Below are 22,606 nucleotides of genomic sequence, written 5' to 3' on the forward strand. Positions count from 1 at the left end.
TGGTCGTTGTGGCGATAGTCGCACAGGGGTGTGGCAACGCTCTCGTGAGTATCCAGGGGTGGATGCGGGCGAAAGTTTCGTCAGTTCCGCCCGGCCACCCGGTCGGCGATCCGTGCCAGCCTCGCGGACTCGGCGCTGTTGGTGAGGTGCTCCCGCCGGTCCGCCGCCCGGTAGGTGGCGTACAGCCCGTGCACCCCGAGCCACCGGAAGGGCTCCGGCTCCCACTTGCGCACCTTGTGTCCGACCCACGGCAGGTCGGTCAGCTCGGTCCGCCCGCCCTGCCCCGAGTCCTGCTGCACCAGGTCCCGCAGGGTCCGTGCCGCGAGGTTCGCGGTGGCCACCCCCGATCCGACGTAGCCGCCCGCCCAGCCGAGCCCCGAGGACCGGTCCAGCGTGACGGTCGCGCACCAGTCGCGCGGCACCCCCAGCACCCCCGACCACGCGTGCTCGATCCGCACCCCGGCCAGCGCCGGGAAGAACCCGACGAGGATCTCCCGCAGCGCCTCGATCGTCTCGGGCTGCGTCCTGCCGTCGTTGTCCGTCCGCGACCCGAAGCGGTACGGCACGCCGCGCCCGCCCAGCGCGATCCGCCCGTCGGCCGTGCGCTGCGCGTACATGTAGGCGTGCGCCATGTCGCCGAGCGTCTCCAGCCCCGCCCAGCCCACCGAATCCCACTGCTCTTCCGTGAGCGGCTCGGTGGCGATCATCGAGGAGTTCATGGGCAGCCAGGTCCGCTTCTGCCCCTTGAGGCTCGCCGTGAAGCCCTCGGTGCAGCGCAGGACATAGGGCGCGCGGACGGTGCCGTACGGGGTGACGGCGTGCTTGGGCCGGATATCCGTGACCGGCGTCAGCTCGTGGATCGTCACGCCCAGCGCCTCGACGGCCGCCGCGAGCCCCTTGACCAGTTTCACCGGGTGCAGGCGCGCGCCGTGCGGCGTCCAGCTCGAACCGACCGCGTCGGCCACCCGGACGCGCTCGGCGGTCTCGCGGGCGCCGTACAGCTCGCGGTCCTTCTCGCCGTAGGACAGCTCGTGCGCGTGGAAGTCCTTCAGCCGAGCCAACTGGGCGGGCGTACGGGCGACTTCGAGCACCCCGCCCTTGTGGACGTCGGCATCGATGCCCTCTTCCCCGGCGGCCCGAACGACCTCGTCGACCGTGTCGTTCATGGCCCGCTGGAGCCGTACGGCCGCCTCCTGGCCGTGCAGCTTGGCGTACCGGTCGCGGCCCGCGATGCCGTTGTACAGCCAGCCGCCGTTGCGCCCCGAAGCGCCGTAGCCGCAGAACTTCTGCTCCAGGACGGTGATCCGGAGGAAGGGGACCGCCTTCTTCAGGTAGTACGCGGTCCACAGTCCCGTGTATCCGCCGCCCACGATCACCACGTCCGCGGAGGTGTCCCCCGCGAGCGGCTCGCGGACCGCGGGGAGGCCGTCGTCCGCGTACCAGAAGGAGATGGCGCCGTTCACGGCACCGCTGACCGAGCTGCTCATGGGGAGGACGTTAATTCGGGTGAGCCGATTCCCACACGCCCGTAGGGTCACAAGGTGATCGAGATTCCGGACGGTCTGGCGGCGGCGCAGGAGGAGTTCAACGGCGAGGAGGGGCGGGCGTTCATCGCCCGGCTCCCGGACCTGGCCGAGGAGTTCCTGGGCCGCTGGGAGCTACGGCTCGACGGCCGCCCCATGCACGGAGTCGCCGCCCTGGTCCTCCCCGTGATCCGCCGGGACGGCACCCCGGCCGTCCTGAAGCTGCAACTCCTCGACGAGGAGAGCGCGGGCGAACCGGTGGCCCTGCGCGCGTGGGACGGCGACGGAGCGGTACGCCTCCTGACCCACGACGGGACCACCGGCACCATGCTCCTCGAACGCCTCGACTCGTCCCGCATGCTCGCGCACCACCCGGATGTCCACGAGTCCGTCCTGGTCATCGCCGGCCTGCTGGCCCACCTCACCTCCTTCCCCGCGCCGGCCGGACTGCGCCGCCTCGGCGACATCGCCGAGGACATGCTGGAGCAGACGCCGCAGGCCCTGAAACACATCCCGGACCCGGAGGCCCGCCGGATCGTCGCCGACTGCGCGGCCGCCGTACGGGAGGTCGTCGACGAGCCCGGCGACCGCCTGCTGCACTGGGACCTCCACGACGAGAACGTCCTCGCCTGCGAGCGCGCCCCCTGGCTCGTCATCGACCCCAAGCCCCTCGCCGGCGACCCCGGCTTCGAGCTGTGGCCCGCCCTCGCCAACCGCTTCGACGCAGGCGACATCCGCTGGCGCTTCGACGCCATGACCGACGTACTCGGCCTGGACCGGGCACACGCGCGCGCGTGGACATACGGCCGACTCCTGCAGAACTGCCTCTGGGACATCGAGGACGGCCGCCCGCTGGAGGAGCGCCAGCTGGAAATCGCGCGGCGGCTGCGCGACCACCGCGGTTGTCGGTGACCTGAGCACCAGCGGGCCCCGGCGTGAATGTCCTCAACCGGCAACAGTGTGAAGGCAGTTCGCATGAGCCCTCACAGAACGGGCACGGCTCACCGGCATGAGCCCCACGCATATGCGCACCCCGCACTCCCCCGCCTGCGAGCCCGACTTCGTCCCCGGCCTCGAACTCTCGCGCCGCTTCTACACCGACGCCGTACGCCCCCTGCTGGAGGAGGCCGCCCCCGGCGTGCCCCACTCCGCGTCCCGCATCGGCAGCGGCTCCGAGGTCCTCGGCTACGACACCCCCCGCTCCGCCGACCACGCGTGGGGCCCGCGCCTCCAGGTCTTCCTCCACCGCCACGACGTGCCCCGCCACGCCGCCCGCATCAGACACATACTCGCCGAGCACCTCCCGAAGACCTTCCTCGGCCACCCGACCGACCGCCGGGTCGAAGTGACCGGCACCTCCAGCTGGTTCACCGACACCCTCGGCTTCGACCCGGCCCAGGGCATCACCCCGGCCGACTGGCTGGCCCTGCCCACCCAGCTGCTCGCCGAGGTCACCTCGGGTGCCGTCTTCCACGACGGCCTGCACACCCTCACCCCGTTACGCCGGGCGCTGCGCTGGTACCCCCACGACGTCTGGCTGTACGTCCTGGCCTGCCAGTGGCAGCGCATCGCGCAGGAGGAGGCATTCGTGGGCCGCTGCGGCGAGGTCGGCGACGAACTGGGCTCCGCCGTCAACGCCGCCCGCCTGGCCCGCGACCTGATGCGACTGTGCCTGCTGATGGACCGCCGCTACCCGCCGTACGGCAAATGGCTCGGCAGCACCTTCGCCCGTACCGCCGCCGGCCCCCGCCTCTCCCCCGTGCTCACGGCCGCGCTGGCCGCCACCGACTGGCACACCCGCGAGCGCCACCTGGTCCACGCCTACGAGATCGTCGCGCACCAGCACAACCAGTTGCGCCTGACCGACCGCGTCGATCCCGCCACGCGCGCGTACCGCTCCGGACCCTTCCAGGTCCTGCGCGCCGACCGCTTCACCGCGGCCCTGACCGCCCGCATCACCGACCCGTCCCTCAAGGATGTGCCGCCCGTCGGCGCGGTGGACCAGTTCATCGACAGTACGGACGTCCTGTCCCGCCCGGAGTCGTCCCGCGCCCTGAGCCACGACGTACGAAAGCCCTAGACGTACGAAAGCCCTAGCCGACCCGCGCGGCAGCCGTGCCGGACGTCGTGCCGGACACCGCGAGCGCCTCCAGCTCCCGGGCGACCGCCGCCCCGAGCATCTCGGCATCACCGGCACGCGCGTGGCTGACCACCGTGAGCGTGTAGGCGTCGGCGGTGTGGACGAGGCAGAGGTTCGCCGTACCGGGCGGGGAGAGCTGCGGCAGGGGGATGACCCGCGCCAGGGGACGGCCGTGCAGCCGGCTGGGGTTGTCCCGCCACTTGAAAGCGGTGCACAGGCTGGTGGTGAGCTCGGGACGGGCCAGCCGCCGGGCCATCACCCCGGCCAGCCACGGCACCGCCCGTGCGGCACCCTGCAGTGCGGGAAGGATCGCGCGGTGGGCGTCACAGCGCCGGTCGAACCCGGCGACCTGGTCCTGGCATGCCTCCAGGCGCGCCACGGGGGACTCGACGTCGACGGGCAGCGGCATCCGCAACACGGTGACGCCGTTGCCGAGTTGCTGCGCGGTGCGGCGGGTCCGCAGGTCGACCGGCACCGTGGCGTAGAACGGGGCCGATCCCGTCGCCCAGGCCCGCAGCGGCCCGTGGCAGACGCGCAGGGCACCGGCGTACGTACTCAGCAGAAGCTCGTTGAGGGTCGCTCCCCGCCCGCCGGCCGGCTGGCGGCGGGCCGTACGCATCACCTGCGGGTCGAGCTCCACCAGCGCCACCGACGGCCGCACCTCGCCGGGGGAAGCCGTGGGAAGGGGCCGGCCGAGGGCCCCGATGCGGCGCAGTTCCCTGCCCACGGTGGCGGCGCTGACGCGCGGACGCTGCCGTACGGTCGCGGTCGGGTCCACCGCGGCCGGCCCGCGCGGCGGTGGCGGTGCGGCGTCGTCCATCAGCAGCCGGAAGACGGTCTCCAGTGATCTGCCGTCCAGCAGTGCGTGATGGGCGAACAGCACCAGGGCGTGCCGCGCGACCAGCAGCCGCCACAGCGGCCGTTCGGCCGGCAGCCGGTGACTGACACCGTCGGTGAGCAGGGACTCCAGGTCCTGGTCCGTGGCGGTGACGTGCGGGACGGGATCGAACGGCCGGGCGGTGAGCCACCGGTGGCCGGACAGCGCCGCCGGCCCGGCGGGCGGCTGGAGGACCAGGCTCATCCGCTCCAGCCCGCCCCACCGGTCACGCACCCGGGCCCGCACCCGCTCCAGGTCGAACGGCTCGCCGGGAAACACCCCGGCGATGCCGATCGTCCCCGGCAGTCCGTTGCGGAGATGCCCTTCGTCGATGGCCGTCAGCCTCATGCGCCACAGCCGTGGGGCGAGTCGAACACGATGCACGCGTTGTGGCCGCCGAAGGCGAAGCTGTTGCTGATCACCGGCCCGTCCGGGATCTTGCGCGGCTCACCGACGACCATGTCCAGCTCACATCGGGGATCCAGCCGCGTGAGATGGGCGGTCGGCGGCGCGAGCCCCTCCCGCACGGACCAGGCGGTGATCACGGCCTCCAGCGCTCCCGCCAGCCCCAGCCCGTGCCCGGTCACGGCCTTGGGCGCGGTGACCGGCACCGCACGAGGGCCGAACACAGCGCTGATGGCCTGCGCTTCCGCGAGGTCGTTCAGCTCGGTGCCGGTGCCGTGCGCGTTGACATGGGTGACGGCGTCGGCGGTCGTGCCGGCGTCGGCGAGCGCCTGCTCCATGCACGCCCGGGCCCCCGCGCCGTCGGGATGCGGAGCCGTCAGGTGGTGGGCGTCGGAGGTCCGTCCGTATCCGGTCAGCGTGGCGTAGACGCGGGCGCCCCGCGCGCGGGCGAGGTCCAGTCGTTCCAGCACCAGGAACGCCGCACCTTCGGCGAGGACGAACCCCCGCCGCTCGACGTCGAACGGCCGTGACGCGGAGGCGGGATCCTCGCACTCGGTGACCATCGCCCCGGCCCGCCCGAAGGCGAGCGCGGTCGTCGGCGTCAGGGGGCTGTCATGACCTCCCGCCACCACCACGTCCGCGCACCCCGCCCGGATCATCTGCATCGCCTCACCCACGGCATGCGTGCCGGAGGCACAGGCGGTGGAGACCGTCAGGCTGGGCCCGGCGATCCCGAGCCCGGCGCTGATCCAGTACGCGCCCGCGTTGTGCATCAGCCGGGGCGCGTAGAGCACGTCGGGCTGCCCGATGCCGTTCTCCTGGCTGATCACCCCGCCGTACCCGGTGCCGGTGACCACCGCCCGCCGACCGGGATCGACGTGCAGTCCCCCGGCGTCCGCCACGGCGTCCACGGCCGCGCACACGGCGAGCTGCACCGACCGGTCCGTCCGGCGTACCTCCTTGGGCGCCAGATAGCCGGCGGGGTCGAAGGCGGTCATCGCGGACGCGGGATACACGACCGTGCCCTCGTCGTCGAAGGCATGCAGCGACGTCGCGGAACGGCGTCGCACGAGACTCTCCCAGAGCGCCGCCGGACTCGCCCCGGCCGCGCTGCGAACTCCCAGGCCGGTGACGGCGACAGCGGGTCGGCCGGTCATCGGGCGAGGGTGCTGTGGGCGCCGGGGGTACGCAGCCGCACGATGAGGTCGGCCACATCACCCACGGTGGACACGCCGGCCTTGTCGGTCCCGCGCAAGGAGACCCCGAACAACTCCTCGGAGGCCGCTTCCAGTTCGGTGATGTCCAGACTGTCGGCTCCCAGGTCGGCGACCAGCCGAGCCTGCGGGACCACCGCCTCCGGCGGCACCGACATCACCCGCGCGCACAGCGGGCGCAGCGCTTCCCATACGTCGCCGTGTTCCGCTTCCATGCAACTGCCTCCATCTCCTGGTGCCGTCAGGGCACTGACGGCGTCGTCATCCGGGCCCATGTCTCGAACTCCGTGACGACCGCGTCGGCAAACCGTGCCGCGTCGTTCGGGCGCAGGTGGCACACCACGGTGAGCGTGAACGCGTCCCCTGCCTGTGCCAGGGCGAAGCTGACCGTGCCCGGGTGCTGCAGGGGCGGCAGCCCGACCGTGCGCACGAGCCGACGGCCCTGAAAGGTGCTGGATCCGCCGGGCCACTTCATGGCCGTGGTCGCGGTCGCCGCGAAGCAGGAGTGGCGACCGCGGTCGGCCAGGAACCTGGTGACCCAGGGGCCCGTCCGGCGAACCGCTTCTGCGGCGGGGAACAGCACGCCGGCGTGGGCGGCGGCCCGCTCGGGGACGGTGGCCATCGCGTCCTGACACGCCCGCAGCCGCGCCACGGGACCGTCCACGTCGACGGGCAACGGCACCCGAACGACCGTGAGGGTGTTCCCGAGTTCTCCCGTGGTCGCCCCGGTGCGCAGGTCGCACGGTACGGCCGTGTACGCGGGCTCGTCCCGCTGCCGCCATTGCCGCACCGGCCCGTACCGGGCCCGCACCGCCCCGGCCACGGCGCCCACCAGCAGCTCGTTCAGCGTCGCACCACGGCCGTCGGCGGGCTGCCGGCGTGCGGAGCGGACCGTGTGCGCGGGCAGTTCGCTCACCACGACCGAGGAGCACGGCTCCCCGGGCGGCCGCATCGGAAGGGCCTGTCCCGCGGCTGCCATCGTCATGAGCTCCCTGCCCGCCGCCCGCAGCCCGGTCCGCGGCAGCGGTACCGACCGCACCGACTCCCTCGCCGTCGCCGGGCCGTCCATCAGCGAGCGCATCAGCGTCGCCAGGGAACGCCCGTCCAGCAGCGCGTGCTGGGCCACGAGTGCCAAGGCGAAATCACCGCCGTGCGCGGCGTCCGGGAGCACGGAGAGCCGCCAGGGCGGCAGCCCGCCGGGGAGCGGCCGGTCCACGCTCTGCGTCCACAGGTCGTCCAACTTGGTCCGCGCCACGCCGACATGCGCGACGGGATCGAACGGACCCGGGACGACCCACCGCATCCGCCCGCGCCGCCCGAAGAGCCCCCGCCGCGCCGTCCCGCCGCTGCCCGTGGGGCCGTCGAGCACGCAGTTCATCCGCTCCAGGCCCGCCCACCGCTCGGCGACACGCGCCCGCACCTGCTCCACGTCGGGTTGCTCGCCGGAGAGGACCACCGCCAGGCCGATCACTCCAGGACACCCGTTGAGCAGCAGCATCTCGTCGGCATAGGACAGTCTCATGCGGTCTCTCCGGCTCGCAGTCCAAACGCCCGCCCCGTGATGGAGCGGGCGTTGAACCGAACACTTCCTACGGTCTACTTGAGCGCTCCGCTGTTGCAGCCCATGTCCGAGCCGAGGTGGCTGGGCTGCGCGCCCGGGGAGCCCTCGCCGTTGAGCGCGTTGCCCAGGGCACCGTTGACGAGTCCGAGGCTGCCGAGGACGTCGATGTTCATGTCGTGCGAGCGGCACTCGATGCCCTGCGTGATGTCGACGTCGTGGGCCATCGCCTCGCCGTGGGCGACGGCGGTGCCGACGCCGAACGAGCCGACACTGCCGAGGACGGCGCCCACGAGGGCGACCTTCTGAAGCTTGCGCATTTCTTCTCCGTTGGTCGAGCGGACGTGCTGTGCAGCAGATCGAGTCAGAACGTTGGTTACGAGCGGTCAGGGCCGGTCAGGGCCCTCAGCCGAGCCGGGGCAGACCCAGCTGGCCCACGGGCGGCGCCGCGACCTGTCCCAGGCCCAGTCCGGGCACCTGCGGCGCGCTGGCCGGCGAGATCAGCGGGTTGATGAGCGGGTTCACCTCGGGGTTCACCTGCGGGTTCACCTGCGGAGCGACCCGCGGCGCGGGCTCCGGGTTGAAGACCTGCGGAGCGGAGACCTGCGGAGCGACCTGCGGCATCACCTGCGGCGCGGCCTGCGGGGTGACCTGCGGCACGACCTGCGGGGCGGTGGCCTGGGGCGCGGCCGCCGGCGCGGAGTGCGGCGCGCCGGATGCCTCGGCGTAGCCGCCCGACGACGCCGAGGCGGAGGCGTAACCGGACTCCTGCCGCGGGGCGGGCGCCGGGGGCGCGTAGTGCGGCGCAGGCGCCGGTGCCGGTGCCGGTGCCGGCTGCGGACGCGTGGCGTGCGCGCTGCCCGTCGAACGGGCCGCCGCGGTGACCTGCGGCGGCGGCGCGTACTGGGGAGCGGGCGCCGGAGCGTACTGGGGAGCCGCGTACTGCGGAGGGGGCGCCGGAGCGTACTGAGGTGCCGCGTACTGCGGAGGGGGCGCCGGAGCGTACTGGGGAGCCGCGTACTGGGGAGGAGGAGGCGCCGGAGCGTACTGAGGTGCCGGATATTCGGGAGCGGGAGCCGGTGCGGCACCGCTGTACCCGACGGGATAGTCGGCGGCCTCGCTGACGCCGGCGCCGATGGCGGTCAGACCGCCGGCCGCTGCTACGACGAGCGCGGCCTTGTGAAGCTTGCGCATGGAACCCTCGGCCCTTCATTACCTGTACAGGGAAATCCGTTTTATTCAGTGCAGTCTTGCGTGCGCTCAGTCTGATATTCGTACTGCGCCCTTACAGGGGTAATGCCTGAGCTGTCATGTGGACTTCACGCCGGAGCAGGCAGCGGATCCCGTTGCCTCTCTCTGATTCCAGATCGCTGCCCTCTCTCCGCTGGCAACGACATTTCTCCGGACAGGTCACGGGATCCGAATTTTCGTCACTCAATTGCCATAGATCGGATAAAAGGCTCTGATGAACACCCTCTGGCAAATGAGTGACGGAATCCGGGCCCACGTGACCGTAATCGCACTTGTCTCGTTCCCCCCAGGGTCAGAGCGATGGTGTATCGCAGCCGCATTTCCATACGTTCCATGCACAGGTCAATGAAGGGCCGAGGTTCCATGCGCAAGCTTCATCAGGTCGCGCTCGTCGTAGCAGCAGCCAGTGGTCTGTCGGCCATCGGTGCCGGACCCAGCGTCGCCGACGCGCCCGTCGGGTACGGCGGCACCGCGTCGCCCCCTGTCGGCCAGCCGGACGTCCAGGCCACCTCGTGGGGCGGTTCGCAGGCCACCGCGCAGTCCTCCAACTTGCCGACCACGCACCGGCAGGCGGCCCCGGCCCCCCAGCGGGGCGCCGAAGTCACCCCGCAGCTGAACCCCCAACTGAGCCCGAAGATCAGCCCGCAGATCAACCAGCAGCCGGCCGCGGAGCCGTCCGGCCCGATCGAGCAGGCCAACCTGTTCCGCCCGTACCAGGAGTGCAGCCCGCAGTCCCTGGTCAACGCGGCTGTCCCGGTCGCCGTACTCGCCGCCTCCGAGACTCGCGGCATCGACTGCGACCAGGCCAACAGCCAGGCGAACTCCCTCGCCCACGCCCGTTACACGCGCTAGAAAACACGCCCCGAGGAGATCCGAACCTCATCTCCCTCGCGGCGACCCGCTGGTCACAGCACTCAACGGGCGGCCGTGACCAGCACCTTCACATCACACCTCGGTACGCGATGCGGCTTTTGGGTGCTTTCAGTACGCGCATGCGAACTCCGGCGTGCCTCCGGGACATATCGGGATACTTCGTATTAACCTTCCGTAACTGTACGAAGTCGATCTCCTACAGATCGCACCCACCTCACTCCACCGGAGATGACATGCACAAGGTTCGCAAGGCTGCCGTCCTGGTCGTCGCCATCGGCACCGTCGGACTCCTGGGCGCCGGGACGGCCACCGCCGACGGCCACGGCGGCAAGGACGGCGGCAAGTTCAGCGTCCTGCAGAGCTCCAACTGCAAGTCGCACGACCTGAACGTCGACGTCCTCGGCCAGGTCGGCGTCCTCAACGGCCTGCTGGGCAGCGCGCTCAACGGCGAGGGCGACCCGGGCGCGCAGGACACCCACCTGGGCTCCTCGATGGGCTGCAACAACAGCGCCTTCTAAGGCACTGACGGCCGCATAGCCGGCCGAAGCGGGAGCCAATCCCGGTACCGAGCCTCAGGCCCGGTACCGGGATTCCTTTTTGTGTCGCGTTTTTGCGTCGGACTTTCTCGCACGGCACCGAATTTCCCGGCCATCGGCCAAGATGGTGAGACTTTCCCGAATTCGGCGCGCCGCCGTTTGCTCCGGAATATTTCCTATTAGCCTCCGTAACTGTACGAAGCCGATCTGAAATGGATCGCACCAACTCCACTCCACCGGAGATGAACATGCACAAGCTCCGCAAGGCCGCCGTCCTGGTCGCCGCTCTCGGGAGCGTCGGACTCCTGAGCGCCGGCGTCGCCCACGCCGACGGAGGCGGCTGGGGCCAGAAGGGCACGAACGTCGACGTTCTACAGAGCAGCAACTGCAAGTCGCACGACGCCAACGTCAGCGTCCTCGGCCAGGTCGGCATCGCCAACGGCCTGGGCGGCAACCTGCTGAACGGCGAAGGCAACGCGGGCGCGCAGGACACCGGGCTCGGCTCGGAGATGGGCTGCAGCAACAGCGCCTTCGGCAAGTGACGTAAGCCACGTCCTTCCCGGTGCCCCGGCCTCAGGCCGGGGCACCGGGCTTTTGTCTGCCGCCTTCTGCCTTCCGCGCCCAGCCCAACCCGGCCCAGCCCAACGCAGCCCGGCCCCGGAAAGCAGGCCCCGGAAAGCACGTCTGGTAACCGAAAACCAAAATGCCGGACCAGGATCACTCCCGGTCCGGCATCGGCCGCTCACGCGCCTCAGAAGTCGAATTTGGGGATCTTGATGCCCTTGGGCAGCTTCGCCGTGTTGTTGCACTCCACGACCGGCCCGGACTTCACGGACCCGCCGTTCAGCATGTGGCGCTCGGGCATCGCGACGCGCGGCCGCTCGACCGTCGAGCAGTCCTGCTTCTGCTTGAGGACGTATCCGTTGCGCTTGTCCTTGTGAACGACCTCGCTCTTCTTGACGCAGACGATGTCACCCTCGGCGGTGAGCGTGCAGGCTCCCTTGGGATCGTCGGCATACGCCGGCGCGGCACCGCCGTAGATCACGGCGAGAGCTCCCAGGAGCCCCGAGACGGTTGCGATCTTCTGTCGACCGATCATGTACGGCGTTCCTTTGCAAAGGTCGAATACGACGGAACTGCTGCAGCCCGGCCGCGCACCCTGACGGGTCTGCCGCGCGGCCGGGCTGCATTTGCTAAGGGTGTTGTCCAGCACACCGTTGAAAACAGCTCGATCCGATCCAGGAGCTGGGCGTTCAGATCGCGCGATATGCATAACGGTGTTCCGACGGAAGTCGATGCGCCTGTCGTGACGCTCCGAGGCGATGGCCTAGGGGGCCAACTGCCGCTCGGAGTACGGGGCCACCCGCCCCGCGGTCATCACGACGACAATCACAGTGCCCTGAAACCCGCGCATCGCACCCCCGGCGTTTTTCTTACTGGCCCGCGTACGTCGGAGCGGCGTACGTCGGAGCGGCGTACTCGCCGTAGCCGTACTCCGGCGCGGCGGCCTTGGGAGCGGCCTCGGGTGCGGCCGGAGCAGCCTGCGGAGCCGCAACCGGAGCAGCGTGCGCCTTGTCGGTCGGAGCACCCCACGTGGCAACGGCGTTGGCCGTCGAGGTGGCAACCGCGGAGACAACCTGACCGTCGAAGTCGTCGCCCTCGTGAGCGAAAGCAGTGCCGGCACCGACACCGAAGGCGGACAGACCTGCGACGGCCGCGGCTACGACCGCAACGCGCTGAAACCTGCGCATAGTTAGACCCTTTCTTCCCGGGCACGACGCCCTGGCTGACTACTTAATGTGAGCATATACAGGCAAACCGTAGCAATTTGGGATCTTTGACCCTTCTCTGTGTCGTGTCGGCTTATAAGGAAACGACGTTGCCCCGATGTCGGGTCACGGGTGACGGGACGCGGTCACCCGTTTGCCGATCCGATGCCGACCCGGTGCCGATCCGGCGGTCGCGGACGCGAAACAGCGGATGGCCGGACCAGGTCAACCCGGTCCGGCCATCCGCTGTTTGAGGCTCAGCCCAGGATGCGGGCGAGCAGCGGGCTGGTGTCGCTCGTGTCGGTGCTGTTGTCGGGCGCCGCAGGCGTCAGGTCGGAGCAGGTGATGTGGGGGCCGATCCGCGTCTGCCCGTTGGCCAGCAGGCCGGGCGTGGGCAGCGTCAACGGCTTCGCCGGCTGGCAGTTCATCGACCGGCGGACGGTGAACCCGTCACCCTCGGGTGTCTGCCCCTGGAACTGCTGCGTGCAGACGATGTTGCCCTGGCCGTCGAGCCCGCAGACTCCCGGGCCCGCGGCGTGAGCCTGGCCGGCGCCGAAACAGGTCGTCGCGAGGCCACCGAGAAGCCCGGCGAAGGCCGCGATCTTCTTTCCGTTGAACATGTGTTGCGTCTCCTTTTGCGGGGGGTCGCCCGGGCGCAATACACCGCGAAACCGGCTGCGCCGGGCCCTGGGGGTGTCGGAGAGACAGGCCCTGCGCCCGGCGCATGTCCGGGACGTTCGGAGCCTTTTCGCTTACGAAGTGAAGGACCGACCTGAGGGTGTCTGATCCACGAGGGACCAACCGCTCATCGGTGCGCCGGAGTTCAGGACGGCAGCGAACGCATACGGGCCGAGGGAGCGGTCCTGCGCTCCGGGCAGCCGCACATGAACGGGCCCCCTCGGGGGTGACCCCGAAGGGGCCCGCGGAAGGCGTCGCGCACGACTATGCCGCCGACCTCAGCCAGTGAAGGCGTTGTTGAACTGGCCGCAAGTGGTGTCGAAGGTCTCGGAGAGACCGAGCACGGCGATCGGGATGTCGGCCTCGCCGACCGTCTGCGGGCTGCACTCCTGGTACGGGCGGTACAGGTCGGACACGGTCGGCCCGCTCTCGTACGCGACACCGGTACCGGCACCGATGGCGGACAGGCTGCCGGCCGCCGCCGCGACGATCATGACCTGGTGAAGCTTGCGCATGGAACCCTCGGATTTCATTACATTTACATTGAGGCTGATTGCCTACTGTGACGGGACGAACACTAGCAGTAGCAATGCTATTCCATACCGGCACATGTCCCGTGTCCCAACGGGGACATGAGGGCATACGAGGGTGTTGTCGAAGCCCGCGAAGTTGCCCGGCGGGCGAATGAAAAGAAGGAATGAAAAACGAACTGCGGGGCGGTGTCATCGACACCGCCCCGCCTGTTTGAGCCCCCTGTCGGATTCGAACCGACGACCTGCTGTTTACAAGACAGCCGCTCTGGACCAGCTGAGCTAAGGAGGCCTGCACGCGCTGTCACGCACGCGCCCGTGCAGTGTACCCAGGTTCCGAGTGCGCCCTGTCGAAAATTTCCGCGAAGTTCACATGCCTCCAGGTACTGACATCCAGGCGAACGCCAGGTACCGTCCAGATCCAGTCCGCACATGTGGACTAAACCAACCACCTTCCTACAACGGATCGTCCGGCACGTTCCTGCCGGTAGAAGGGGGCCCATTCACCATGGCCACTGTCTCGTTCGACAAGGCGACCCGGATCTACCCGGGTTCCGAGAAGCCCGCCGTAGACGCGCTCGACATCGAGATCGAGGACGGAGAGTTCCTCGTTCTGGTCGGCCCGTCCGGCTGCGGCAAGTCCACCTCGCTCCGGATGCTCGCGGGGCTCGAGGACGTGAACGCCGGCGCCATCCGCATCGGTGACCGCGACGTCACGCACCTGCCGCCGAAGGACCGGGACATCGCCATGGTGTTCCAGAACTACGCGCTGTACCCGCACATGACCGTCGCCGACAACATGGGCTTCGCGCTCAAGATCGCCGGCGTGCCGAAGGCGGAGATCAAGCAGAAGGTCGAGGACGCGGCGAAGATCCTCGACCTCACCGACTACCTGGGCCGCAAGCCGAAGGCGCTCTCCGGTGGTCAGCGTCAGCGTGTCGCCATGGGTCGCGCCATCGTGCGTGAGCCGCAGGTCTTCCTCATGGACGAGCCGCTGTCCAACCTGGACGCCAAGCTCCGTGTGTCGACCCGTACGCAGATCGCGTCGCTGCAGCGCCGCCTCGGCATCACCACCGTCTACGTCACCCACGACCAGGTCGAGGCCATGACCATGGGTGACCGCGTTGCGGTCCTCAAGGACGGTCTGCTCCAGCAGGTCGACACCCCGCGCAACATGTACGACCGCCCGGCCAACCTCTTCGTCGCCGGCTTCATCGGCTCCCCGGCCATGAACCTGGTCGAGGTCCCGATCACCGACGGCGGTGTGAAGTTCGGCAACTCCGTCGTCCCGGTCGACCGTGACGCGCTCTCCGCCGCCACCGACAAGACCGTCACCGTCGGTGTCCGCCCCGAGCACTTCGACGTGGCCGGCTCGGAGTCGGAGCAGGGCCTCGCCGTCACCGTCAACGTGGTGGAGGAGCTCGGCGCCGACGCCTACGTCTACGGCACCGCCAAGGTCGGCAGCGACGACTCCAAGGACCTCGTCGTCCGCGTCAGCGGCCGCGACGTCCCGGAGAAGGGCAGCACGCTGCACATCGTCCCGCGCTCGGGCGAGACCCACGTGTTCTCGACCTCCACGGGCGAGCGCCTCTCCGACTGAGGCAAACACAGGCAGTACAACCCCGGGTAATTCACCCAGGTTGACGAAGAGGGCCCCGCAGATGTCTGCGGGGCCCTCTTCGTTGTCGACAAATACCCCGGCATACCGACCATTTCGAGCGCCGTGCGTCAACGTGCCGCCTGAAAAAGGAGGCCCGTCCGTCCCTCGAACCGGTGACTAAATGTCGCCATATCAGCACCGAACGCTACCCTCACTCGCGTGAAGCACTCCACCACCCAACAGACACGACACGGCCACCGGGGCCCCGCCCGCCAACTCGGCCGCACTCTCGCCCTCGTACTGCCCGTCTTCCTGGTGCTCTCCGGGACGCTCGCGGTCACCCGGGTCAACTGGTCGGGCGACCCCTCGGACTCGGTACTGACCGCGACCGACGTCTCCAGCACGGGTGACGGGAAGAACGCCGCCGCGCGCGCCCCACAGCACGTGCTGCGCGACCAGCTCCTGACCGAGTTGCAGGAGAAGGACCCGGGCGTCGCCCTCACCCACCTCCAGCAGGCCGTCGACGAGCGCCCGTCGCTGGCCCGGCACTGCTCATCCATCGCCCGCGCCCTGGGCCGCGCCGCGGTCCGCGTGTACGGCCCGACGCGCGCGCAGTCGTATGCCCGGCCCGTCTGTGACACCGCGTTCGCGTCGGGTGTGGCAGCGGCACACAGCTAGCGGATGATCTCAGGCGATTCACGAACGGTTGTCGGCCCGATGCCGCGAGCGGGGCGCCGCGTACAGTTCGGTCATGACTGATCCGAACGCCGCGTCCCGCCCCGTTCAAGCCGTCGTCCTGGCCGGGGGCCAGGGTTCCCGACTCCGTCCGTACACCGACGATCGGCCCAAGCCGATGGTCGAGATCCCCGGCACGGGGACGCCGATCATCGGCCACCAGCTCGCCTGGCTCGCCGAGGAGGGTGTGACGGACGTCGTGGTCAGCTGCGGCCATCTCGCCGAGGTGCTTCAGGACTGGCTGAAGTCGGCCGAGCTGCCGGTCCGCGTCACGACCGTCGTCGAGGCGGAGCCGCTCGGACGGGGCGGCGGCCTGAAGTACGCGGCCGCGCATCTTCCGCACCCGGATCAGCCCTGGTACGCCACCAACGGGGACATCTGGACCCGTTTCTCGCTGCGCGACATGGCCGACTTCCACACCGAACGCGACGCGGTCGCCACGCTCGCCCTAGCCCGGCCACGCATTCCGTGGGGTGCGGTGAAGACGGACGGCTTCGGGCACATCACCGACTTCATCGAGGCCCCGCCGTCGACCTTCGAGATCAACGCGGGTGTCTACGTCTTCTCGCCCGCCTTCGCCGACCTCCTCCCGGCCCGGGGCGACCACGAACGCACCACGTTCCCCCACCTGGCCCGCGAACGCCGCCTGGCCGGATTCCCCCTCCCCCAGGGCGCCTACTGGCGGGCCATCGACACAGCGAAGGACCTGACGGAGGCGGCAAAGGAACTGGCGGCACTGGGCCGCTAGCCACCAGCCGCTCCGCGGGGCGCGCCGGGGATGCATCTTTCAGCCCCCGTAGGAGGCTCGGCCCCACGCGCCCACCCCTCAGCGCCGGCCCGTGCATCTCCAGCCCGTCCGGCGTTTGAGGACGAGGCCGCAGGCCGATGGGGGTCCAGGAGGCGGAGCCTCCTCGCGGGGTCGAAGGGGCGGAGCCCCTTCAAGGGATGGGACGGGTAGGGGCGGCGGGGGCGAGGAAGTCGATGGGCCCCGGACGGGATCGTGTCCGGGGCCCATCGGCGTCAGCGTGATCGTGTCGGGCAGGCGCGGGGCGTCAGCCCAGCAGACCGCCCACCAGACCCGGTTCGTCGGGCGACGAACCGCCCGTCGAGCCCCCACCGGAGGACGGCCCCCCGGAGGTCGGACCGGTGCTGGTGCTGGGCACCTCGTCGGCCGGTGTGGACTGCTGGGGCGGAGCCTGCCCCCCCGTACCCTGCGTCTGGCTGGGCGTACCGGCACCGGCGTTGCCCGTGTCGCTCGTCGCCCCCGGCGTGGTCGCCGCACCGGACGGCGTGGCCGCCCCCGACGTAGCACCCTGGGTGGGCGAGTTGGAGGCCGACGGCGTCCGCTTGTGCCGCTGGCCGGGCTCCTGCGGGAGCGGAGAACCGGGCAGTTCGTTGCGGGGAGCCTCGCCGGGGCCGGGGACCACGACACGGTCGGCGTCGCGGACCGCACCGCCGAGCAGCGAGCCGATCAGCAGGGTCAGGCCGGCGACGATCACCGTGACCAGGGCGCCGCGCCGCAGGACGTACTGGCGCAGCTCCCAGATGTCGGAGCGCGGACCGAGGCGGCGCCAGGCCATGCCCGCGAGCCGGCCGTCGATGGAGTAGACGGGGGCGCCGGCGATGATCAGCGGGGACCACGCGGCGAGGTAGATGATGTCGGGGGCGTCGTAGACCGGGACGCTCTTCCAGCTGACGGTGAGCAGGAGCGCGGCGGACAGTAGGGCGCCGACGACGGCCGCGACCCGCTGCCAGCAGCCCAGGACCGTGAGCACGCCCACGATGACCTGGAAGAAGGCGATGACCAGGCCGGAGCCGACCGGGTGCGCTAGGGCGAACTGCCGGAGGGGCTCGGCCACTTCCCAGGGGTGCAGGGTGTTGAGCCACGTCACCATCGAGCCGCGCTTGCCGCCGTCGAAGTAGACGGGGTCGCAGAGCTTGCCCATCCCGGCGTAGATGGAGATGAAGCCGAGGAAGACGCGGAGGGGGAGGAGGACGACGCCGAGGTTCATCCGGCGGCCGGGGTAGTAGGCGTGCCGCGCGGGGTCGTCGCCGGACCGTCGCAGGGGTGGGTCGGTCTCGTCCGGGCCGACCGGGCCCTCCCTGAACTCCTCGTCGTCGTAGGTGAGTTCCTCGTCGTATGCGCTCTCTACGGTGCGCATGTTCGGGAGCAGGCGGGTCTCGAGCGATTCGTCGTGCGTGCGCTGGGCACCCACGATCGGCGTCTCGACGGTCTGCTCCAGCACATCGTCGTAGCCGTCGTCGTAGCCGCCGCCGACGTCGACGCGCGGGATGACCTGGGTGGCTCCTCCGAGACCGGGCATCGGTTCGTCGCCGTGGCGGACGCTGCCGTCCCGCACGGCCTGGAGCAGCCGGTGGGCGCCCGTGTCGTCGGGCGCGGACGTACCGTTCCAGACGGCGACCCGGCGGCGGGCGCCGGGGGCCGCTCCCGCTCTGCCGGGCGCGGCCGTGACGGGGATGCGGGCGGTGTCCTCGGTGGCGCTCAGGTGCCGTGTGATCCGCGGGGATTTGCTCCGCCCGGTCGACGCGCCCAACAGCACGCGGAAGCTCGCGTGGTTGACGATGATCTGCGCCGGATCACTCGGCACCTTCACCATGCTCAGCGCGGGAGCGTCGTCGTATCCCGACGAGCGGTCCCCCGTGGGTGTGCGGGGTGTTCTGGTGTCCACACTCAACTAACCGAGTGACGTGACGTTAGGACACTGCCTTGACCGGCCGGATCTGTCCGGACTCCGTCAAAGATGCGCAGGTCGCACCACTGTCACCAGAATTAACCCGCACGGGTGACGCCACGGATGTCTGTTCAGACGCGTCGGCGAGCCGCCTCGTAGAGGACGATCCCCGCCGCCACACCGGCGTTGAGCGACTCGGCGCCGCCCGGCATCGGGATGCGTACGCGGAAGTCGCACGTCTCACCGACCAGGCGGGACAGGCCCTTGCCCTCGCTGCCCACGACGATGACGACCGGGCCGTCCAGGGCCGCCAACTCGCCGAGTTCGGCCTCGCCGTCGGCGGCGAGGCCGACGACCACGATGCCCGCCTTCTTGTACGCCTCCAGGGCGCGGGTCAGGTTGGTGGCGCGGGCGACCGGGGTGCGGGCCGCCGTGCCGGCGGACGTCTTCCAGGCGCCGGCCGTCATACCCGCCGCGCGCCGTTCCGGTACGACGACGCCGTGGCCGCCGAAGGCGGAGACCGAGCGGACGACGGCACCGAGGTTGCGCGGGTCGGTCACACCGTCGAGGGCGACGATGAGCGGGTCCTCGCCGTCGTCGTAGGCGGCGCTGGCCAGGTCCTCGGGGTGGGCGTACTCGTACGGCGGGACCTGGAGGACCAGGCCCTGGTGGTTGAGGCCGTTCGTCATACGGTCCAGCTCGGGGCGCGGCGCCTCCATGAGGTTGATGCCGCCGCGCTCGGCGGCGAGCTGGAGGGCCTCGCGCACCCGCTCGTCGTTGTCGATGAACTGCTGGACGTAGAGGGTCGACGCCGGGACGCCCTCGCGCAGGGCCTCGACCACCGGGTTACGGCCGACCACCAGCTCGGACGTGCCCTTGCCGCCGCGGCCGCGTGGCGCGGGACGGCGTACCGTCTGCTTCGCCTTGGCGTTGGCGACGCGGTTCTTCTTGTGCCCCTTGCGCATCTCGGCGGGCGGGGTCGGGCCCTTGCCTTCCAGACCCTTGCGCCGCTGGCCGCCACTGCCGACCTGCGCGCCCTTCTTGCCGGACATGCGGCGGTTGTTCGCGGCCATGACCTACCTGTCTGTCGTGAAGCGTTCGTGTGTACGTCTATGCAGTGTGCCGCCCGGAGGGCCGGGCGGCACAATCGATCTTCCGAAGGACCGGCTCGGTCAGCGTGGGCCGAGGGTCCAGCGCGGGCCCTGCGGGCCGTCCTCGATGACGAGGCCCGACTGGTTGAGCTGGTCGCGGATGGCGTCCGCGGTGGCCCAGTCCTTGCGGGAGCGGGCCGCCTCGCGCTGGTCGAGGACCATACGGACCAGGGTGTCGACGACGCCGTGCAGGTCTTCGCCGCGGTCGGTCTCGCCGGCCCAGTGCGCATCGAGCGGGTCCAGGCCGAGGACGCCGAGCATGGCACGCACCTCGGCGAGGCGGGCCACGGCGGCTTCCTTGTCGTCGGCGGCGAGGGCGGAGTTGCCCTGGCGGACCGTGGTGTGCACCACGGCCAGCGCCTGCGGGACGCCCAGGTCGTCGTCCATCGCCTCGGCGAAGGCGAGCGGCACCTCGGCGGACGGCTCGACGACGCCCGCCTTCTCCACGACCCGCTGCACGAAGCCCTCGATGCGCGCGAACGCGGACTCGGCCTCGCGCAGGGCCTCCTCGCTGTACTCGATCGTGGAGCGGTAGTGCGGGGTGCCGAGGTAGTAGCGCAGGACGATGGGCCGCCACTGCTTCACCATCTCGCTCACGAGGACGGAGTTGCCGAGCGACTTGGACATCTTCTCGCCGCTCATGGTGACCCAGGCGTTGTGCACCCAGTACCGGGCGAAGTCGTCGCCGTACGCCTTGGCCTGGGCGATCTCGTTCTCGTGGTGCGGGAAGATCAGGTCGAGGCCGCCGCCGTGGATGTCGAAGGCGGAGCCCAGGTACTTGTGGGCCATCGCCGAGCACTCCAGGTGCCAGCCCGGGCGGCCCCGGCCCCACGGCGTCTCCCAGTCGGGCTCGCCGGGCTTGGCGGCCTTCCACATCGCGAAGTCGCGCGGGTCCCGCTTGCCGGTGATGCCCTCCTCGGCGGGCTGCCGCATCTCGTCGAGGTCCTGGCGGGACAGCTCCAGGTAGGAGGGCCACGAACGGACGTCGAAGTAGACGCTGCCCTCCGCCTCGTAGGCGTGTCCGCGCTCGATGAGGCCGCGCATCATCTCGACCATCTCGGTGACATGGCCGGTGGCGCGGGGCTCGTACGTGGGCGGGAGGCAGCCGAGGGCGGTGTAGCCGTCGGTGAAGGCGCGCTCGTTCTCGTAGCCGATGGACCACCAGGGGCGGCCTTGGTCGGCCGCCTTCCAGATGATCTTGTCGTCGATGTCCGTGACGTTCCGGATGAACGTCACCTCATAGCCGCGGTACGCGAACCAGCGGCGCATGATGTCGAAGTTGAGCCCCGAGCGGATGTGCCCGATGTGCGGAGCGGCCTGCACGGTGGCGCCACAGAGGTAGATCGAGACACAGCCCGGCTGGAGCGGGGTGAAGTCACGGATCTTCCGGGCGCTGGTGTCGTACAGGCGAATCGTCACGACACCTAGGGTAGTGGGCCGCTGGGGGTGCGGGGAGCAGTGCCCTGTTTGTCGGGTGCGGCTCGGTCCGGCTGGTCGCGCCCACGCGGCGAAGCCGCATGTCGCAACGGCCCCGCGGCCCTTGGTCGGCACACCCGCCTCAGTGGCTACGCACCACCAGTGCCGTCGCCACCGCCATCAGTCCCTCGTCCCGGCCCGGGAAACCCAGGCCGTCCGTCGTCGCGCCCGATACCGACACCGGTGCGCCCGCCGCCTCCGACAGGATCTTCTGCGCCTCGTCCCGCCGCTTGCCGATCTTCGGGCGGGGGCCGACGACCTGGACCGCGATGTTGCCGATGCGGAAGCCCGCCTCGCGTACGATCCGGGCCGCCTCGCCGAGGAGTACGACACCCGGGGCGCCCGACCACTCGGGGCGCGCGGTGCCGAAGTGCTGTCCCAGGTCGCCGAGGCCGGCCGCCGAGAACAGGGCGTTGCAGGCGGCGTGCGCGACGACGTCCGCGTCGGAGTGGCCGGCGAGACCGGGCCCTTCGCCCTCCCACTTCAGGCCCGCGCACCACAGCTCGCGGCCCTCCTCGAAGGCGTGGATGTCGGTGCCGATGCCCACCTGGGGCAGCGGAATCCCGGCGTTCTCCGTCCCCGGTGCCTCAGAAGCCATCGTTCAGCCTCCGGCGCGCCAGGACCGCCTCCGCCAGGACCAGGTCCAGCGGGCGGGTGACCTTGAACGCCTCCTCGTGACCGGGCACGACCACGACCGTCAGCCCGAGCTGCTCGACCATGCTCGCGTCGTCGGTGACGTCGTCGGTCACCGTCTCGTGGGCACGGATCAGCGTGGCGCGGTCGAAACCCTGGGGGGTCTGTACGGCGCGGAGGCGGGCGCGCCGCGGGGTGGCCACCACCGGTTCGGGCTCGCCCGTCACGGTGGCCGGCTCGACCTCCTTGACCGTGTCCGCGAGCGGCAGCGCGGGCACCACGGCCGACGCCCCGTCCCGTACGGCCTCGATCACGCCGTCGACCGTGTCCACCGGGACCAGTGGGCGCGCCGCGTCGTGCACCAGCACGATGTCGTAGTCGGGCGGCAGTGCGTCGAGGCCGAGCTTCACGGACTCCTGGCGGGTCTCGCCGCCGGGGACCACCAGGAAGTCGGTGCGCTCGGGCAGGGCGTGCGCGTCGAGCAGGCTCTTGACCTCGGCGGTGCCGTCGGGCGGGGCCACGACGACCACGAGGGAGACGGCGCGGGACGCGGCCATGGCGCGGACGGCGTGGATGAGCATGGGCGTGCCGTTCAGCGCGCGAAGCGCTTTGGGGGCGCCCGGACCGAGGCGTACGCCCTTTCCGGCGGCCGGAATCACGACGGCGGTACGGGTCTCCACGGGAACGGCCGCGGGGGAAGGACGCGAAACGTCAGACATCGGTTCCTGTCAGGTTTGTGTGCTCTGCCTACGTGGGTATGGCCTCAGCGTGCCGGGTGGGACGTCTTGACCGAACCCTTCCGTGACAACGGTCGAGACAGCTGCCCGGACCCGGCACATCAAGTATCGGGGGCGCCCCCGAGATAAGACGTACGGTGTCTGTGCGCAAACATGCCGCAGCGCCCGGCGACAGAAATTACGTCATCGGGCACCGCGGCACTTCTTTTAAGACAACACCGCTAAGA

24 protein-coding genes and 1 tRNA gene are annotated in these 22,606 nt (G+C 70.6%); 8 read left to right on the forward strand and 17 right to left on the reverse strand.

Annotated features, from left to right (window positions below; genetic code table 11):
- Positions 1-80 precede the first annotated feature (80 nt).
- On the reverse strand, positions 81-1,487 hold the full coding sequence (locus ADK36_RS28000; protein ID WP_199830262.1) for an NAD(P)/FAD-dependent oxidoreductase: 1,407 nt from the start codon (positions 1,485-1,487) through the stop codon (positions 81-83).
- Positions 1,488-1,541: 54 nt separating this feature from the next.
- On the opposite strand from ADK36_RS28000, the gene ADK36_RS28005 reads away from it, so the two are divergent.
- Entirely contained in the window at positions 1,542-2,435 is an 894-nt protein-coding gene (locus ADK36_RS28005; protein WP_053199498.1) for an aminoglycoside phosphotransferase family protein, read from the forward strand.
- 97 nt (positions 2,436-2,532) lie between these two features.
- Positions 2,533-3,603, forward strand: coding sequence for a DUF4037 domain-containing protein (locus ADK36_RS28010; RefSeq protein WP_234329899.1), 1,071 nt, complete (start codon positions 2,533-2,535; stop codon positions 3,601-3,603).
- 13 nt (positions 3,604-3,616) lie between these two features.
- Here ADK36_RS28010 and ADK36_RS28015 read toward each other — a convergent pair whose 3' ends face one another.
- The 6 genes from ADK36_RS28015 to ADK36_RS28040 form a co-directional block, all read right to left on the reverse strand.
- Positions 3,617-4,888, reverse strand: coding sequence for a wax ester/triacylglycerol synthase domain-containing protein (locus ADK36_RS28015; protein ID WP_048585795.1), 1,272 nt, complete (start codon positions 4,886-4,888; stop codon positions 3,617-3,619).
- Positions 4,885-6,102 (reverse strand): beta-ketoacyl-[acyl-carrier-protein] synthase family protein, encoded by a 1,218-nt coding sequence (locus ADK36_RS28020; protein WP_053199500.1) that lies wholly within the window; start codon positions 6,100-6,102, stop codon positions 4,885-4,887. Before ADK36_RS28020 ends, ADK36_RS28015 begins: the two co-directional genes overlap by 4 nt.
- Positions 6,099-6,374: an acyl carrier protein gene (locus tag ADK36_RS28025; protein WP_030050324.1), complete on the reverse strand. Its 276-nt coding sequence runs from the start codon at positions 6,372-6,374 to the stop codon at positions 6,099-6,101. The genes ADK36_RS28020 and ADK36_RS28025 overlap by 4 nt, the downstream gene beginning before the upstream one ends.
- A gap of 26 nt (positions 6,375-6,400) precedes the next feature.
- Complete coding sequence (locus ADK36_RS28030; protein WP_048585793.1) at positions 6,401-7,681, reverse strand: WS/DGAT domain-containing protein; 1,281 nt, start codon at positions 7,679-7,681, stop codon at positions 6,401-6,403.
- A 74-nt stretch (positions 7,682-7,755) separates the two neighbouring features.
- Positions 7,756-8,037: a hypothetical protein gene (locus tag ADK36_RS28035; RefSeq protein ID WP_030050321.1), complete on the reverse strand. Its 282-nt coding sequence runs from the start codon at positions 8,035-8,037 to the stop codon at positions 7,756-7,758.
- Positions 8,038-8,122: 85 nt separating this feature from the next.
- Positions 8,123-8,911 (reverse strand): hypothetical protein, encoded by a 789-nt coding sequence (locus tag ADK36_RS28040; RefSeq protein WP_053199502.1) that lies wholly within the window; start codon positions 8,909-8,911, stop codon positions 8,123-8,125.
- A 420-nt stretch (positions 8,912-9,331) separates the two neighbouring features.
- Here ADK36_RS28040 and ADK36_RS28045 point away from each other — a divergent pair, with 420 nt between their 5' ends.
- From ADK36_RS28045 to ADK36_RS28055, 3 genes are all read left to right on the forward strand, one after another.
- Positions 9,332-9,820: a hypothetical protein gene (locus ADK36_RS28045; RefSeq protein ID WP_048585791.1), complete on the forward strand. Its 489-nt coding sequence runs from the start codon at positions 9,332-9,334 to the stop codon at positions 9,818-9,820.
- 254 nt (positions 9,821-10,074) lie between these two features.
- Positions 10,075-10,359 carry a hypothetical protein gene (locus tag ADK36_RS28050; protein ID WP_048585790.1) on the forward strand — a complete coding sequence of 95 codons (285 nt, stop codon included), beginning with the start codon at positions 10,075-10,077 and terminating at the stop codon, positions 10,357-10,359.
- 266 nt (positions 10,360-10,625) lie between these two features.
- Positions 10,626-10,919: a hypothetical protein gene (locus ADK36_RS28055; RefSeq protein ID WP_048585816.1), complete on the forward strand. Its 294-nt coding sequence runs from the start codon at positions 10,626-10,628 to the stop codon at positions 10,917-10,919.
- Between the two features lie 209 nt (positions 10,920-11,128).
- On the opposite strand, the gene ADK36_RS28060 is transcribed toward ADK36_RS28055, so the two are convergent.
- The 5 genes from ADK36_RS28060 to ADK36_RS28080 all read right to left on the reverse strand — a co-directional run bounded on the left by ADK36_RS28060 (position 11,129) and on the right by ADK36_RS28080 (position 13,646).
- Complete coding sequence (locus tag ADK36_RS28060) at positions 11,129-11,476, reverse strand: hypothetical protein (protein ID WP_234329900.1); 348 nt, start codon at positions 11,474-11,476, stop codon at positions 11,129-11,131.
- Between the two features lie 334 nt (positions 11,477-11,810).
- Positions 11,811-12,128 (reverse strand): hypothetical protein, encoded by a 318-nt coding sequence (locus ADK36_RS49645; RefSeq protein WP_048585789.1) that lies wholly within the window; start codon positions 12,126-12,128, stop codon positions 11,811-11,813.
- Between the two features lie 275 nt (positions 12,129-12,403).
- Positions 12,404-12,766, reverse strand: coding sequence for a hypothetical protein (locus ADK36_RS28070; RefSeq protein ID WP_048585788.1), 363 nt, complete (start codon positions 12,764-12,766; stop codon positions 12,404-12,406).
- A 336-nt stretch (positions 12,767-13,102) separates the two neighbouring features.
- Entirely contained in the window at positions 13,103-13,339 is a 237-nt protein-coding gene (locus ADK36_RS28075; RefSeq protein ID WP_053199503.1) for a hypothetical protein, read from the reverse strand.
- Positions 13,340-13,571: 232 nt separating this feature from the next.
- Positions 13,572-13,646: transfer RNA gene (locus ADK36_RS28080), tRNA-Thr, on the reverse strand.
- Positions 13,647-13,862: 216 nt separating this feature from the next.
- On the opposite strand from ADK36_RS28080, the gene ADK36_RS28085 reads away from it, so the two are divergent.
- The 3 genes from ADK36_RS28085 to ADK36_RS28095 all read left to right on the forward strand — a co-directional run bounded on the left by ADK36_RS28085 (position 13,863) and on the right by ADK36_RS28095 (position 16,437).
- A complete protein-coding gene (locus tag ADK36_RS28085; protein ID WP_048585786.1) occupies positions 13,863-14,954 on the forward strand; it encodes an ABC transporter ATP-binding protein in 1,092 nt (363 codons plus the stop codon).
- A gap of 219 nt (positions 14,955-15,173) precedes the next feature.
- Positions 15,174-15,632 carry a hypothetical protein gene (locus ADK36_RS28090; protein ID WP_048585785.1) on the forward strand — a complete coding sequence of 153 codons (459 nt, stop codon included), beginning with the start codon at positions 15,174-15,176 and terminating at the stop codon, positions 15,630-15,632.
- 73 nt (positions 15,633-15,705) lie between these two features.
- Positions 15,706-16,437 (forward strand): nucleotidyltransferase family protein, encoded by a 732-nt coding sequence (locus ADK36_RS28095; RefSeq protein WP_048585784.1) that lies wholly within the window; start codon positions 15,706-15,708, stop codon positions 16,435-16,437.
- 304 nt (positions 16,438-16,741) lie between these two features.
- Here ADK36_RS28095 and ADK36_RS28100 read toward each other — a convergent pair whose 3' ends face one another.
- From ADK36_RS28100 to ispD, 5 genes are all read right to left on the reverse strand, one after another.
- Entirely contained in the window at positions 16,742-18,379 is a 1,638-nt protein-coding gene (locus ADK36_RS28100) for a DoxX family protein (protein ID WP_078916623.1), read from the reverse strand.
- 134 nt (positions 18,380-18,513) lie between these two features.
- Entirely contained in the window at positions 18,514-19,455 is a 942-nt protein-coding gene (gene rlmB / locus ADK36_RS28105; protein WP_048585782.1) for a 23S rRNA (guanosine(2251)-2'-O)-methyltransferase RlmB, read from the reverse strand.
- A 99-nt stretch (positions 19,456-19,554) separates the two neighbouring features.
- Positions 19,555-20,952, reverse strand: coding sequence for a cysteine--tRNA ligase (gene cysS, locus ADK36_RS28110; protein WP_053199506.1), 1,398 nt, complete (start codon positions 20,950-20,952; stop codon positions 19,555-19,557).
- 139 nt (positions 20,953-21,091) lie between these two features.
- Positions 21,092-21,607, reverse strand: coding sequence for a 2-C-methyl-D-erythritol 2,4-cyclodiphosphate synthase (gene ispF, locus ADK36_RS28115; protein WP_053199508.1), 516 nt, complete (start codon positions 21,605-21,607; stop codon positions 21,092-21,094).
- Complete coding sequence (gene ispD / locus ADK36_RS28120) at positions 21,597-22,361, reverse strand: 2-C-methyl-D-erythritol 4-phosphate cytidylyltransferase (protein WP_048585779.1); 765 nt, start codon at positions 22,359-22,361, stop codon at positions 21,597-21,599. The genes ispF and ispD overlap by 11 nt, the downstream gene beginning before the upstream one ends.
- Positions 22,362-22,606 lie beyond the last annotated feature (245 nt).

The organism is Streptomyces viridochromogenes (genome assembly GCF_001270495.1).
GTDB classification, from domain to species: Bacteria; Actinomycetota; Actinomycetes; order Streptomycetales; family Streptomycetaceae; genus Streptomyces; species Streptomyces viridochromogenes_A.